Annotated in this window: 12 protein-coding genes and 1 riboswitch; of the genes, 8 read left to right on the top strand and 4 right to left on the bottom strand. The window is 69.9% G+C overall.

Features of this window, described 5'->3' with window-relative positions; genetic code table 11:
* Positions 1-354 precede the first annotated feature (354 nt).
* The 4 genes from ACWD4J_RS28025 (at position 355) to ACWD4J_RS28010 (ending at position 3,634) form a co-directional block, all read left to right on the top strand.
* Entirely contained in the window at positions 355-1,152 is a 798-nt protein-coding gene (locus ACWD4J_RS28025; RefSeq protein ID WP_451398207.1) for a polysaccharide deacetylase family protein, read from the top strand.
* Positions 1,152-2,378 (top strand): YVTN family beta-propeller repeat protein, encoded by a 1,227-nt coding sequence (locus ACWD4J_RS28020; RefSeq protein WP_451398206.1) that lies wholly within the window; start codon positions 1,152-1,154, stop codon positions 2,376-2,378. Before ACWD4J_RS28025 ends, ACWD4J_RS28020 begins: the two co-directional genes overlap by 1 nt.
* Positions 2,379-2,435: 57 nt before the next feature.
* The gene (locus tag ACWD4J_RS28015; RefSeq protein ID WP_451398205.1) at positions 2,436-3,350 is read left to right on the top strand and encodes a helix-turn-helix domain-containing protein; all 915 of its coding nucleotides are present in this window, start codon (positions 2,436-2,438) and stop codon (positions 3,348-3,350) included.
* A gap of 65 nt (positions 3,351-3,415) precedes the next feature.
* The gene (locus tag ACWD4J_RS28010; protein WP_451398204.1) at positions 3,416-3,634 is read left to right on the top strand and encodes an EF-hand domain-containing protein; all 219 of its coding nucleotides are present in this window, start codon (positions 3,416-3,418) and stop codon (positions 3,632-3,634) included.
* Between the two features lie 87 nt (positions 3,635-3,721).
* Here ACWD4J_RS28010 and ACWD4J_RS28005 read toward each other — a convergent pair whose 3' ends face one another.
* From ACWD4J_RS28005 to gcvT, 4 genes are all read right to left on the bottom strand, one after another.
* A complete protein-coding gene (locus ACWD4J_RS28005; protein WP_451398203.1) occupies positions 3,722-5,089 on the bottom strand; it encodes an L-serine ammonia-lyase in 1,368 nt (455 codons plus the stop codon).
* Positions 5,090-5,254: 165 nt separating this feature from the next.
* On the bottom strand, positions 5,255-6,517 hold the full coding sequence (gene glyA / locus ACWD4J_RS28000) for a serine hydroxymethyltransferase (protein WP_451398253.1): 1,263 nt from the start codon (positions 6,515-6,517) through the stop codon (positions 5,255-5,257).
* Positions 6,518-6,596: 79 nt separating this feature from the next.
* Positions 6,597-6,974, bottom strand: a complete 378-nt coding sequence (gene gcvH / locus ACWD4J_RS27995) for a glycine cleavage system protein GcvH (protein ID WP_451398202.1) — start codon at positions 6,972-6,974, stop codon at positions 6,597-6,599.
* A 273-nt stretch (positions 6,975-7,247) separates the two neighbouring features.
* Positions 7,248-8,372, bottom strand: a complete 1,125-nt coding sequence (gcvT, locus tag ACWD4J_RS27990; RefSeq protein ID WP_451398201.1) for a glycine cleavage system aminomethyltransferase GcvT — start codon at positions 8,370-8,372, stop codon at positions 7,248-7,250.
* 178 nt (positions 8,373-8,550) lie between these two features.
* Positions 8,551-8,690: riboswitch (glycine riboswitch) on the bottom strand.
* A gap of 167 nt (positions 8,691-8,857) precedes the next feature.
* Between gcvT and ACWD4J_RS27985 the strand changes: the two genes are divergently transcribed.
* The 4 genes from ACWD4J_RS27985 to ACWD4J_RS27970 all read left to right on the top strand — a co-directional run bounded on the left by ACWD4J_RS27985 (position 8,858) and on the right by ACWD4J_RS27970 (position 13,086).
* Positions 8,858-9,532: an AAA family ATPase gene (locus tag ACWD4J_RS27985; RefSeq protein ID WP_451398252.1), complete on the top strand. Its 675-nt coding sequence runs from the start codon at positions 8,858-8,860 to the stop codon at positions 9,530-9,532.
* Positions 9,533-9,856: 324 nt separating this feature from the next.
* Positions 9,857-10,615 carry an enhanced serine sensitivity protein SseB gene (locus ACWD4J_RS27980; RefSeq protein ID WP_451398200.1) on the top strand — a complete coding sequence of 253 codons (759 nt, stop codon included), beginning with the start codon at positions 9,857-9,859 and terminating at the stop codon, positions 10,613-10,615.
* A gap of 226 nt (positions 10,616-10,841) precedes the next feature.
* The gene (locus ACWD4J_RS27975; protein ID WP_451398199.1) at positions 10,842-11,636 is read left to right on the top strand and encodes an enhanced serine sensitivity protein SseB C-terminal domain-containing protein; all 795 of its coding nucleotides are present in this window, start codon (positions 10,842-10,844) and stop codon (positions 11,634-11,636) included.
* A 448-nt stretch (positions 11,637-12,084) separates the two neighbouring features.
* Positions 12,085-13,086 (top strand): ABC transporter permease, encoded by a 1,002-nt coding sequence (locus ACWD4J_RS27970; RefSeq protein ID WP_451398198.1) that lies wholly within the window; start codon positions 12,085-12,087, stop codon positions 13,084-13,086.
* Positions 13,087-13,125 lie beyond the last annotated feature (39 nt).

Genomic DNA, 13,125 nt, shown 5'->3' with positions numbered 1-13,125 from the left:
CCCGTTCGCCGTTGTGCGGCGCTTGGGGGCTTCTGTGGAGTGCCGTGGATGCGGTGGGGTGTGCTCCACGGCAGCTGTTGAACGACCTGGCCCGGGTCAATGGAGGTCGTGGTTCCGACTATGTCAGACAACGGACGTTGACCCAACGCCCCCATTCGGGCATATGTGCTTAAAGTGGATGAAATTCTAGATGAATCCTCGGTGATTTCGGCCACTAGCCTGGTAAATGCTGGCTGAACACGACAAGAATCGGCCATTCTGCAAGATCTTTTTCAGCCGTCGAACGGTGTGCGTGGCGACCCGCGGCGCCCGCAACCGGGTCAATCGTTATGCAGCCCGGCAATTCGCCCTTAAATGGGTCGAGTGACCACTGCCGACCGTCGCTCAGCTCTCCGTACGGGCGCCGGGCTCGCCGTCGCGGGCACGCTGACCGCCGGGTGTTCCACGAGCGGCCCGGCGCGCCCCGCGGACCTCCGTCCCGCGCACCCCTCAGCGCGTCCGTCCCCCGCCGAGCACTCCGCCGCCGCTCCCGGCCCCCGCCGCTTCCCGGGCCTGCCCGCCCAGATCAGCCACAGTCCCCGCGGACGCCCGGAGGTGGCGCTCACGTTCCACGGCCAGGGCGACCCGGCCACCGCCGTCGCGCTGCTCGGGACGGCCGAGCGGGCGGACGCCCGGGTCACCGTCCTGGCCGTCGGCACCTGGCTCGACGAGCATCCGGAGCTCGCCCGCCGCATCCTCGACGGCGGCCACGACCTCGGCAACCACACCCTCAACCACCGCGCCGTCAACACCATGTCCGAGGCCGAGGCGGCCGCGGAGATCAACGGCTGCGCGGACCGCCTGCACCGGCTGACCGGCTCCATCGGCAGCTTCTTCCGGCCGTCCCGGGCAAAGGAGGCAGCCCCGCTCGTCGAACGCCTCGCCCGCAGCGCGGGCTACCCGCACGTCCTGTCGTACGACGTCGACTCCCTCGACTACACCTCGCCCGGACCCGAGGCCGTCGTCCGCACCGTCGGCGGACAGGTGCGTCCCGGGTCCGTGGTGAGCATGCACTTCGGGTACGCGGACACGGTTGCCGCGCTGCCCGGCCTCCTCGACCTTCTCGCGCGCCGCGGACTGCGCGCGGTGACCACCACGGAGCTGTTGACCTGATGCCCCTGTACCTGACCCTCACCAAGCGCGCCGGCGTCACTCTCGCCGGTGCCCTGCTGGCCGCTCTCGCGGGCTGTGCCGCCCCGTCGTCCGGCCCGGCGGAGCGGGATCCCGGCATCAAGGGCGCGGTCACTCCGTCAACCGGTCAGGGCACCATGTCGCCCGGCCAGGTGCAGTCCGAGGCGCAGGCGATCCACGGTCTTGCGGGCATGCCGCCCGTGCTGGACCCGAAGGACGTGTACGCGGCCGACCGCCCAGGCGAACTCTCGCCGGTCGTCAAGGACTTCCCGTCCCGCGTCTACGTCCCCAACACCGAGTCGAACACGGTGTCGGTCATCGATCCGAAGACGTACGAAGTGATCAGGACGATCCCCGTCGGCAACCAGCCCCAGCACGTCGTGCCCTCCTGGGACATGAAGACGCTGTGGGTCAACAACGACCGCGGCAACACGCTCACGCCCATCGACCCGAAGACCGGCAAGGTAGGCAAGCCCGTCGACGTGCACGACCCGTACAACCTCTACTTCACGCCCGACGGGAAGTACGCCGTCGTCATGGCCTCGCTCGACCGCGAGCTCGTCTTCCGCGACCCGCACACCATGAAGCGCGTCAAGTCCGTCCCGGTCAGCTGCTACGGCGTCAACCACGCCGACTTCTCGCTCGACGGGAGGTACTTCATCGTCTCCTGCGAGTTCTCCGGCGAACTGCTCAAGGTCGACACCGCGAAGATGAAGGTCATCGGCCAGCAGAAGCTGCCCTTCTCGGGCGCCATGCCGCAGGACGTGAAACTCTCCCCGGACGGCAAGACCTTCTACATCGCCGACATGATGGCCAACGGCATGTGGGTGCTCGACGGCGACAAGTTCACCGAACCGAAGCTGCTGCCCACCGGCAAGGGCGCACACGGCCTGTACGTCAGCCGCGACTCGAAGGAGATGTACATCTCCAACCGCGGAGAAGGAACCATCTCCATCTTCGATTTCGCCAAGAACAAGCTGACCAAGAAGTGGAGGCTGCCGGACGGCGGCAGCCCCGACATGGGCGGCGTCTCGGCGGACGGCCATGTGCTGTGGCTGTCGGGGCGGTACAACTCGGAGGTGTACGCCATCGACACACGCACCGGCCGGCAGATCGCCCGCATCCCTGTCGGCGGCGGCCCGCACGGCCTGGCCGTCTACCCTCAGCCGGGCAGGTACTCGCTGGGACACACGGGCGTCTTCCGCTGACGGGGGCCGGGTCCGTGGCTTGAGTCTCCACCCACTGGAAGGCCCAGACTCCGACACATGATCGACGACGGCACCGGGCTGCTCACCATCGGGCAGCTCTCCCGTCGCACCGGCCTGTCGGTGCGCACCATCCGCTACTGGTCCGACGAGGGAGTCCTGCCGCCCGTGACGCGCTCGGGCGGCGGCTACCGGCTCTACGACGCCGGGTCCCTCGCCCGCCTCGAACTGATCCGCACCCTGCGCGAGCTGGGCCTCGGCCTCGACGACGTGCGCAGGGTGGTGGCGGGCGAGCGGACCGTCGCGGAGGTCGCCGCCACGCATGTGGCGGCGCTCGATGCGCAGATCCGGGGACTGCGGGTGACCAGGGCCGTGCTGTCGACCGTGGCGCAACGCGGGTCCACCGCAGAGGAGATGACACTCATGAACAAGCTGGCCCGGCTCTCGGCCGCCGAACGGAAGCGCATCATCGACGGCTTCGTCGAGGAGGCGTTCGCCGGCCTCGACACCGCCGACCCCGCCATCCGTGAACGCCTGCGCAACACTGTCGCCGACATGCCGGACGACCCCACGCCCGAGCAGGTGGACGCCTGGGTGGAGCTCGCCGAACTGGTGCAGGATGCCGGATTCCGGGCCCAGATGCGGCAGATGATCGAGTTCAATGCCGCGGACCGCGGCCCCGACGTCCCGGCCGGCGCCTCGCTGTGGTTCTTCAGGAGGCTCGTGGAACTCGCGGGTGACGCACGCGCGCGTGGCGTCGCTCCGGAGTCCACGGATGCGGCTGACGTGCTGCAGGAACTGCTCGGCGACGGGGACCGCGCAGCCGTACTGGAACGCCTCGAATCGTCGGCGGAGGCCAAGGTCGCCCGCTACCGCGAACTGACGGCCATCGTGAACGGCCGCGCGTGCGTACCCGCGCACTCCGAGGAGTTCGCCTGGGTCGTCTCCGCGCTCCGCGCACAACTGGGCCGTTGACCCCTGCCCTTCCTTGTGCCGCTAATCTGACCGACGTCAGTAGGTACCAAGAAGGGGCGGATCCGGTGGCGGACATCGAGGAAGCACGCAGGGCATTCGAGCGGTTCGACGTGGACGGCGACGGATTCATCACGGCCGCCGAGTACAGCAGCGTCATGGCGCAGCTGGGTGACTTCTACGTCACCGTGCCCGTGGCGGAGGCCGTGATCGCCGCCAAGGACAGCAACCAGGACAAGCTGCTCTCGTTCGACGAGTTCTGGGCGTCTCTCAACAAGGACGCCTGACGCGGCTGAAGCAGAGGCCGGGCACCCCGAGGGTGTGCCCGGCCTCTGCTCACGTGGTGCGGGCGTTTCGCCCAGCACTGGATGACGTCAGCACTCGATGATGTTCACCGCGAGCCCGCCCCGCGCCGTCTCCTTGTACTTCACGGACATGTCGGCACCCGTCTCCTTCATGGTCTTGATGACCTTGTCGAGGGACACCTTGTGGCTGCCGTCGCCGCGCATCGCCATCCGCGCGGCGGTGACGGCCTTGACCGCCGCCATGCCGTTGCGTTCGATGCAGGGGATCTGGACGAGGCCGCCGACCGGGTCGCAGGTGAGGCCGAGGTTGTGCTCCATGCCGATCTCGGCGGCGTTCTCGACCTGCTCCGGGGAGCCGCCCAGAACCTCGGCCAGTGCGCCGGCCGCCATCGAGCAGGCCGAGCCGACCTCGCCCTGGCAGCCGACCTCGGCGCCCGAGATCGAGGCGTTCTCCTTGAAGAGCATGCCGACCGCGCCGGCGGCCAGCAGGAAGCGGACGATGCCGTCCTCGTCGGCGCCGGGCACGAAGTTCTTGTAGTAGTGCAGAACCGCCGGGATGATGCCCGCGGCGCCGTTCGTGGGGGCGGTGACGACGCGGCCGCCCGCGGCGTTCTCCTCGTTCACGGCCATCGCGTACAGAGTGATCCACTCCATCGCGTGTGCGAGCGCGTCGCCCTCGGCGCGCAGCTGGCGCGCGGAGGTGGCGGCGCGGCGGCGGACCTTGAGACCGCCGGGCAGGATGCCCTCACGGGACATGCCGCGCGCCACGCAGGACTGCATGACCCGCCAGATCTCCAGCAGGCCCTCGCGGATCTCGTCCTCGGTGCGCCAGGCCTTCTCGTTCTCCAGCATGAGGGAGGAGATCGACAGTCCCGTTTCGCGGGTCAGGCGCAGCAGCTCGTCGCCCGTGCGGAAGGGGTACTTCAGCACGGTGTCGTCGAGCTTGATGCGGTCGGCGCCCACCGCGTCCTCGTCGACGACGAAGCCGCCGCCCACCGAGTAGTAGGTCTTCTCCAGCAGCGCCCCGCCCTCCGCGTCGTACGCCCACAGGGTCATGCCGTTCGCGTGGTACGGGAGGGCCTTGCGGCGGTGCAGGACCAGGTGCTCGTCGAAGTCGAAGGCGATGTCGTGCGTGCCGAGCAAAACGATCCGCCCGGCCGACTTGATCTTCTCGACGCGCTCGTCGGCGGTCTCGACGTCGACAGTGCGCGGGGACTCGCCCTCGAGCCCGAGGAGGACGGCCTTCGGCGTGCCGTGGCCGTGTCCGGTCGCGCCCAGCGAGCCGTACAGCTCGGCGCGTATCGAGACCGTCCGGGTGAGCAGGTCCTCGTTCCGCAGCCTGCGGGCGAACATCCGGGCCGCCCGCATCGGCCCGACGGTGTGCGAGCTCGACGGGCCGATGCCGATCGAGAACAGGTCGAAGACCGAGATGGCCACGGGGAACTCCTTGGGGTACTGCTCTGCGAAAACATGGGGCGGGGCACCGCGCGCTGGTGAATTCCGTCGCCGGATTCCGTTCTTTCAGTGTGCGCGGTGCCCCGTGGGGCCTGGGGCCACGTGCCGTGGGCCCGGGTGGGGGCCTGCGGCGACGTGGCGAGGCGACTACTTGCCGAGGGCGGGGTACAGCGGGTACTTCGCGGTGAGAGCGGCGACCCGGGCCTTGAGGGCTGCGGCGTCGTACGACGGCTTGAGCGCCTCGGCGATGATGTCGGCGACCTCGCGGAAGTCGTCGGCCTGGAAGCCGCGGGTGGCCAGGGCCGGGGTGCCGATCCGCAGGCCCGAGGTGACCATCGGCGGGCGCGGGTCGTTCGGGACGGCGTTGCGGTTGACCGTGATGCCGACCTCGTGGAGGCGGTCCTCGGCCTGCTGGCCGTCGAGCTCGCTGTGGCGCAGGTCGACCAGGACGAGGTGGACGTCGGTGCCGCCGGAGAGGACGGAGACGCCGGCCTCGGTGACGTCGGGCTGCACGAGGCGCTCGGCGATGATCTTGGAGCCCTCGAGGGTGCGCTGCTGGCGCTCCTTGAACTCCTCGCTCGCCGCGACCTTGAAGGAGACGGCCTTGGCCGCGATGACGTGCTCCAGCGGGCCGCCCTGCTGACCGGGGAACACCGCCGAGTTGATCTTCTTGGCGAGTTCCTGGGTGGAGAGGATCACTCCGCCGCGCGGGCCGCCCAGCGTCTTGTGCGTGGTCGTGGTCACGACATGGGCGTGCGGGACCGGGTTGGGGTGGAGCCCGGCCGCGACGAGGCCGGCGAAGTGCGCCATGTCGACCATGAGGTAGGCGCCGACCTCGTCCGCGATTCGGCGGAACGCGGCGAAGTCCAGCTGGCGCGGGTACGCCGACCAGCCGGCGACGATCAGCTTCGGCTTGGACTCCTTGGCGAGGCGCTCGACCTCGGCCATGTCCACGACGCCGTTGTCGTCCACGTGGTAGGCGACCACGTTGTACAGCTTGCCGGAGAAGTTGATCTTCATGCCGTGGGTCAGGTGGCCGCCGTGCGCCAGGTTCAGGCCCATGATCGTGTCGCCGGGCTGCAGCAGCGCGAACATCGCCGCCGCGTTCGCCTGCGCGCCGGAGTGCGGCTGCACGTTGGCTGCCTCGGCACCGAACAGCGCCTTGATCCGGTCGATGGCGATCTGCTCGATGACGTCCACGTGCTCGCAGCCGCCGTAGTAGCGGCGGCCGGGGTAGCCCTCGGCGTACTTGTTGGTCAGCACCGAGCCCTGCGCCTCCATGACGGCCACCGGAGCGAAGTTCTCCGAGGCGATCATCTCGAGCGTGGACTGCTGGCGGTGGAGCTCGGCGTCGACGGCGGCGGCGACATCCGGGTCGAGCTCGTGAAGGGAGGAGTTGAGAAGCGACATCGAGGTCCCGTTCGGTGCGGCGGTCATTTCGGTGCGTCGGTCGGTGCGGCCGTACGGTCGGTACGGCCGGGCGCCGGGGTCAGTTGCCGGAGAAGTCGGCGTACTCGTCGGCGGAGAGCAGGTCGGCCGGCTCCTCCGAGACGCGTACCTTGAACAGCCAGCCGCCCTCGAAGGGCGCGGAGTTCACCAGCGACGGGTCGTTGACTACGTCCTCGTTGGTCTCGGTGACCTCACCGGAGACGGGCGCGTACAGATCGCTGACCGACTTGGTCGACTCCAGCTCGCCGCAGGTCTCGCCCGCGGTCACCGTGTCGCCGACCTCCGGGAGCTGGGCGTAGACGACATCGCCCAGCGCGTTCGCGGCGTACTCGGTGATGCCGACCGTCGAGACGCCGTCCTCGGCGGCCGACACCCACTCGTGCTCTTTGCTGTAGCGCAGCTGCTGGGGGTTGCTCATGACCTGAATTCTCCTGTACGCGGGACGGTGCTGTGATGGTGGGGTGATGCGGGTGCTGACTACAGAGGGATATCAGCCGCTCACGCCGTGGTACGGGTGCCGCCGCGGGTGCTTCGGACGAGAACCACGTCCGATTTCCCATGGTCCGCGGCGTCTGTTTCTTTTCCGGGCTGGTTTCGACCCGGCTGGTGCTGATCGCGTCAGACTCGTCGGTTCACTGAGCCGTCGAGCAGCGTGAGCCAGGAATCCCTTGCCTTCGTGGCCGGGGAGGGTTCAATTCTGGCGCTTGTAGAAGGGGAGCGAGACGACCTGGTGCGGCTCGCTCTTCCCGCGGATGTCCACTCCGACGCCCGCCGTGCCCGGCGCGGCGTGGGCGGCGTCGACGTACGCGATCGCGATCGGCTTGGCGAGCGTGGGCGACGGCGCGCCGGAGGTGACCTCGCCGATCACCTTGCCCTCGGCGACGACCTGGTACCCGGCGCGGGGCACGCGGCGGCCCTCGGCGATCAGCCCGACGAGCTTGCGGGGCGGGTTCTTCTCGGCCCGCTCGGCGGCCTCGAGCAGGGCGGGGCGCCCCACGAAGTCACCGTTGTTGGAGGTCTTGTCGAACTTGACCACTCGTCCCAGACCGGCGTCGAACGGGGTCAGCGCGGTGGACAGCTCGTGCCCGTACAGCGGCATGCCCGCCTCCAGGCGGAGCGTGTCGCGGCACGACAGCCCGCACGCGACGAGACCGACGGGGGCGCCCGCCTCGGTCAGCGCCTGCCACAGCTTCTCCGCGTGCTCGGGCGCCACGAACAGCTCGAAGCCGTCCTCACCCGTGTAGCCGGTACGGGCGATCAGCGCGGGGACGCCCGCGACGGTGCCTGGCAGACCGGCGTAGTACTTCAGCCCGTCCAGGTCGGCGTCGGTGAGCGACTTCAGGATGCCGGGGGACTCGGGGCCCTGGACCGCGATCAGCGCGTACGCGTCACGGTCGTCGTGTACGGCCGCGTCGAAACCGGCCGCGCGGGCCGTGACGGCGTCCAGCACCACCTGCGCGTTGGAGGCGTTGGCGACGATCATGTACTCCTGCTCGGCGAGCCGGTACACGATCAGGTCGTCGAGGATGCCGCCGTCCTCCCGGCAGATCATGGTGTAGCGGGCACGGCCGACCGCGACGGCGCCGATGTTGCCGACCAGCGCGTAGTCCAGCAGGTTCGCGGCGTCCGGCCCGGTGACGGTGATCTCGCCCATGTGAGAGAGGTCGAAGAGGCCGGCCCGGGTGCGTACGGCGTTGTGCTCGTCGCGCTCGCTGCCGTACCGCAGCGGCATGTCCCAGCCCGCGAAGTCGGTCATGGTCGCGCCGAGCGCGCGGTGCAGCGCATCGAGGGCGGTGTTGCGCAGGGCATTGCTCATAGGGGGGTGCTCCCAGGGGGCATGACGGGCGAGGTCGAGTCGATCCTCCCCATCTGTCATCGGAACCTGAGAGGTTCGCCACGAGCCGGGGGCCCGCGGCTTGCACCGTGGGTGGAGCCGTCCCCGCCTGGGCAGTAACCCGACTGCCCGGCCGTGACGGCCCGCTTTTCAGATGTGCCTCGCCCGCGCGGTATCGGGGCCTGAGAGATTCAAGGGAGGGACTTGCTCCTTCGGCGCCCCAGCCAGGATCTGTCAGGAACAGGACCGGTGTGGACCTGCCATGACCTGGACGGCTGAGGGCTCTCCCGCGCGGATTCAAGCGGCCGGTATGCAGTTGGCGCGCCCATCATTGCACGCCCCTCCGGGCACTGTCGCAGGGGAGCAACAGGATTCTTCCGGGAGCAACGGCCCTGTAATCAGCTTGTCCGGTATTACTGTCTCTTTACACTCGTCAGGGCAGGGTGATGTGACCGACGGGGAGGACGATCACGGTGCAGAGGACCAGGGCATACGCGACCACGACCGGGGTGGCGCTGCAGGGGCGGGCCGCCGCCGCAGTCGGGAAGAACCGCGGCCGTCTCCCCGAGGCCGTCGTCCGCGATCTCCGTGACCGGGTGGGCAGCGGTCCGCGCCGCCTGTCGTTCGCCGCGGGTGACATCGTCGTCGTGTCCGGGCTGCCGGGCAGCGGCAAGTCCACGCTGATGCGGCGGGCCGTGGCCGGCGCGCGGGTCGACTCGCAGGACACCCGCGACCGCTGGGACCGGCGGGCGCCCCGCCTGTTCCCCTATGCCGTCTACCGCCCCTTCGTCCGCCTCGCGCACTACGCCGGGCTGCGCCGCGCGCTGCGCTCTGGCGAGAGCGTCGTCGTGCACGACTGCGGTACGCAGGCGTGGGTGCGCCGGTGGCTGGGGCGCGCGGCCCGGCGCCGCGGCTCCACCCTGCACCTGCTGGTACTCGACGTCACACCCGGCACGGCACTGGCGGGGCAGCGGGAGCGCGGCCGAGGCGTCTCCCGGTACGCGTTCGCGCGACACCGCCGGGCGGTCGCACAACTGATCCGCTCTGTCGAGCGCGGCGAGCTGCCGGTGGGCTGCTCGTCTGCGGTGCTGCTGGACCGGCCGGGGGCGGATGTACTGCGGGCGGTCGATTTCGACCGGTGAGCGGGGCTCTGCCGGTCGGCGGTTCGCCTTCCGCCGGTGGGTCCGTTGGCGCGTGCGCGTCTGCGGGTTGTTCTCGGCTGGGGCGCCTGCGGCCGGTGGGTGGGTCGGGGCCGCGCCGGGATGTACTCCCCCAGTGCCTCAAAGGCCTGGGAGGTGCCCCCAGCGGGCGGACATCCCGCCACGTCCCCTTCGGCACGTACGCGGCTACCGGCCGGTGGCCGGTACCGCCTTTGCGGCGCGGGCGCGGGCGGGGGTGGGCGCCAGACCCAGCGGCCGGCGTTAGGGTGCGAACCGCAGCAAACAGAGGCACGAGGTGGTAGGCACATGGACATCCCGCACCCCCATCCGCACGGCGGATGGCCCGCCAACGAGCTGGAGGAGGTGCTCGCCGCCTCCCTCGGCGTCCCGTCGGCGGGTGCCCGCATCGTCGAGGTGCTCGGGCGCAGCCCCCTATGGATCCCGCTGCCGGGCGGCGGCGGTCCCGACAGCCGGGGCCTGGACCTGCCGACCCTGGAGATCGACGGTCAGGCGTACGTCCCCGTCTTCAGCTCCGAGCAGCAATTCCGCCAGGTCGTGGGCGACCACATGAGCTACACGGTGGCACCCGCCGTCGAGTTCGCGCGCGGTCTGCCGCCCGGCCTCGGCATAGCCGTCAATCCGGACGGCACGGTCGGCGTACCGCTGCCGCCGCCCGCCGTCGCCGAGCTGTGCCGGGCGGGCCGCACCCCCCTCGACGGTCCCGCGAGCGGCGGACGCGTACGCCTCTTCGAACCCGACTGGCAGGACGACCCGGTGGACTTCCTGTCCGCGGCCTCCGGAGAGTTCGCGGAGACCGGCATCGTGCTGACCGCACGCCGCTGCCTCGCCAGCATCGAGGGCGGCGACCCGGTGCTCTTCGTCGGCGTGGAGCTCTCGGAGTGGGAGGGAAACGCCCGGAACATCCCGATGGACGCGCTGGGCCGCGCCCTCGGCCGCGTACCGGTCGCCTGGCCGGTGAACCTCGTCCTCATGGACCTGGCCCAGGACCCGGTGGCCGACTGGATGCGCGAGACGGTGCGCCCCTTTTACCGCCGCGACCACTGACCGGATCCGCCGTCGGCTGGGCCCTCGGCACGCGGTGCGTCAAGCCGCTGTCAGTACCGCCCCCTAACCTGGTTTCATGTCGGGGCGGGGGCGGAATTCCGGCCGGGGCCCGAGTGTCGGCGCCCGGAAGATGCAGAATGACTCCGTCGGCGGCGGTGAGCGTATGCGCGCGGATCCGGCGGTCCCGTCGGGTCCGTAGGAGTGCGTCATGAAGGGGCGGTCAAGGGTGAGTGCGTCGGGCACGGCTGCGGCCGGGCAGGTCGAGCACATGCTGCGGCAGGTGACGCCCGGGCGTTACGACGCGTACGAGGCGCTGCTGCGTGCGCTCGCCGACCCGGCTGCCGGCCAGGTCTGGATGCTGCTCTGGCACGGCCAGGCCGGATCCCCGGACGCGCAGTACGGGAACATGGAGGTCGACGGGTTCAACTACGCGCCCTGCGTCACCTCCGCACAGGAGCTCTCGGCCAGCGGCTGGACCCGCGCCACCGAGGTCGTGAGCGGACTCGAAGCGGCCCGCGCGCTCTACCCCGACCACTTCGGGCTCTGGCTCAACCCGCATGCGCCGGGGGGCGGCGTCGGCGTCCCCTGGCTCGACCTGCGCCGTATCGCCACCGGGCTCGACCGCCAGCCCGCGGGACCGCTCCGGCTCAGCGAGCCGGCCATCGAGATCCCGCAGTTCTACGCCCTGCTCACGCAGAACGCCCACCGTACCCCCGTGGTGCGCGCCTTGCGCCGCGCCTGGGTGCAACCGGCCCTGGGTGCGCCCTATTTGGCGATCGGCCTCGATGTATACGACACCAGCACGCCGGCGGTCGACTCGGTGCGGGCGATGATGCAGCAGTCGATCGGAGCCGTGCCGGACGGGCTGCCCGTATCGACCGTCGCGATGTCCGACGACCACGACCCGGTCGCGATGTGGCTCCGCGCCAACTCCCGGCCGTTCTACGACCGCGAGGCCCACGCGGCCCCCGTTGCCCCCGCCGCGGGATACGGATATCCGCCGCCGGGCGCCACGTACTGAACCGTTCCGCCTTCCTACACCCCCTGCGCCCGCAGGCGATGGCCCGAGGGTCCTGGGGGCGGTCCGACCCTGTCCACAGGGGCAATTTCCAGGACACATTCACCTGTTCCACTTTGTGGACGCGTTTCACAGCAACACCAAACCGATATGTCCGCTCTGGGGTTGTCTGGTGGTGAAAGTGGCGTAGATCTACGCGCGTGAACCCTTTCGGCCCAACTGCCCTGCGTCCGAGGGGCGTTATCAAGCGTCCGGATAACGGAAACCCCAGCACAGCATCACGTTTAGGCATCCATTCGCCGTACGGTCTGGCAACAGATCACGACGGCGATGAAGACTCCCGCTCCAAGGGGGGTTCTGCCACCCTCTGCTGACGACTTGTCGATTGATCACCGCCGCTACAGCGGCAAGTGCGGCCCGGCCACCGCCGGTTGAGAGGGGTCCCTGCCTGATGACGGCACCACTGCACGAGCCGACCGCGGAGGCGGCGCCGCCCGCGCTCGCAGACCCCGCCGCGGCGGGGGTGAAGAAGGTCGAGGGCCGTTCCCTCAAGCAGATCGCCTGGAACCGTCTGAAGCAGGACAAGGTCGCGCTCGCCGGCGGTATCACCGTGCTCGTGCTGATCCTGGTGGCCGTCTTCGCGCCGCTGATCGTGAGCCTTCTCGGCCACCCCCCGAACGACTTCCACCAGGACAAGCTCGACCCGCTGACCAATCTCCCGCAGGGGTCGTTCGGCGGAATGAGCAGCGACTTCCTCTTCGGGGTCGAGCCCAACAAGGGCCGCGACGTCTTCAGCCGCATCGTCTACGGCGCCCGCATCTCGCTTCTGGTGGCCTTCCTCGCCGCCGTGGTCGCGGTCGTGCTCGGCACCCTCTTCGGCATCGTGGCGGGCTACTTCGGCGGCTGGATCGACGCGCTCATCAGCCGCATCATGGACGTGCTGCTGTCCTTCCCGCAGCTGCTGTTCATCATCTCCCTGGTCTCGGTCCTCCCGGACGATCTGCTGGGCCTGACCGGCTCGGGGGTGCGGATCGCCGTGCTCGTTGCGGTCATCGGCTTCTTCGGCTGGCCGTACGTCGGCCGCATCGTCCGCGGCCAGACCCTGAGCCTGAGGGAGCGCGAATACATCGAAGCCGCGCGCAGCCTCGGTGGAGGCCGCCGGCACATCCTCTTCCGGGAACTGCTGCCCAACCTCGTCGCCCCCATCACCGTCTACGCGACGCTGATGATCCCCACCAACATCCTCACGGAGGCGGCCCTGAGCTTCCTCGGTGCGGGTGTCCGGCCGCCGACGGCCTCGTGGGGCGGCATGCTGCGCGACGCCCTGGAGACCTACGAGCACGACCCGATGTTCATGGTCTTCCCCGGCGCGACGATCTTCATCACCGTGCTCGCCTTCAACCTCTTCGGAGACGGTCTGCGCGACGCGCTCGACCCCAAGGGGACCCGTTAGCCGAACGACCAGCCCCTGCCGCACCGTCAGGTGGCCTTT

This window comes from Streptomyces sp. NPDC002577 (assembly GCF_053594815.1).
The sequence above is the reverse complement of the archived record's forward strand: the minus strand, read 5'-3'. Positions and strand labels throughout refer to the sequence as shown.

What these genes read in the sequence shown, in the direction of transcription:
- ACWD4J_RS28015 (WP_451398205.1), top strand. Translation starts at nt 2,436, where the DNA reads ATGATCGACGACGGCACCGGGCTGCTCACCATCGGGCAGCTCTCCCGT.
- glyA (WP_451398253.1), bottom strand. Translation starts at nt 6,517, where the DNA reads ATGTCGCTTCTCAACTCCTCCCTTCACGAGCTCGACCCGGATGTCGCC.
- gcvH (WP_451398202.1), bottom strand. Translation starts at nt 6,974, where the DNA reads ATGAGCAACCCCCAGCAGCTGCGCTACAGCAAAGAGCACGAGTGGGTG.
- ACWD4J_RS28025 (WP_451398207.1), top strand. Translation starts at nt 355, where the DNA reads ATGGGTCGAGTGACCACTGCCGACCGTCGCTCAGCTCTCCGTACGGGC.
- ACWD4J_RS27970 (WP_451398198.1), top strand. Translation starts at nt 12,085, where the DNA reads ATGACGGCACCACTGCACGAGCCGACCGCGGAGGCGGCGCCGCCCGCG.
- ACWD4J_RS28020 (WP_451398206.1), top strand. Translation starts at nt 1,152, where the DNA reads ATGCCCCTGTACCTGACCCTCACCAAGCGCGCCGGCGTCACTCTCGCC.
- gcvT (WP_451398201.1), bottom strand. Translation starts at nt 8,372, where the DNA reads ATGAGCAATGCCCTGCGCAACACCGCCCTCGATGCGCTGCACCGCGCG.
- ACWD4J_RS27980 (WP_451398200.1), top strand. Translation starts at nt 9,857, where the DNA reads ATGGACATCCCGCACCCCCATCCGCACGGCGGATGGCCCGCCAACGAG.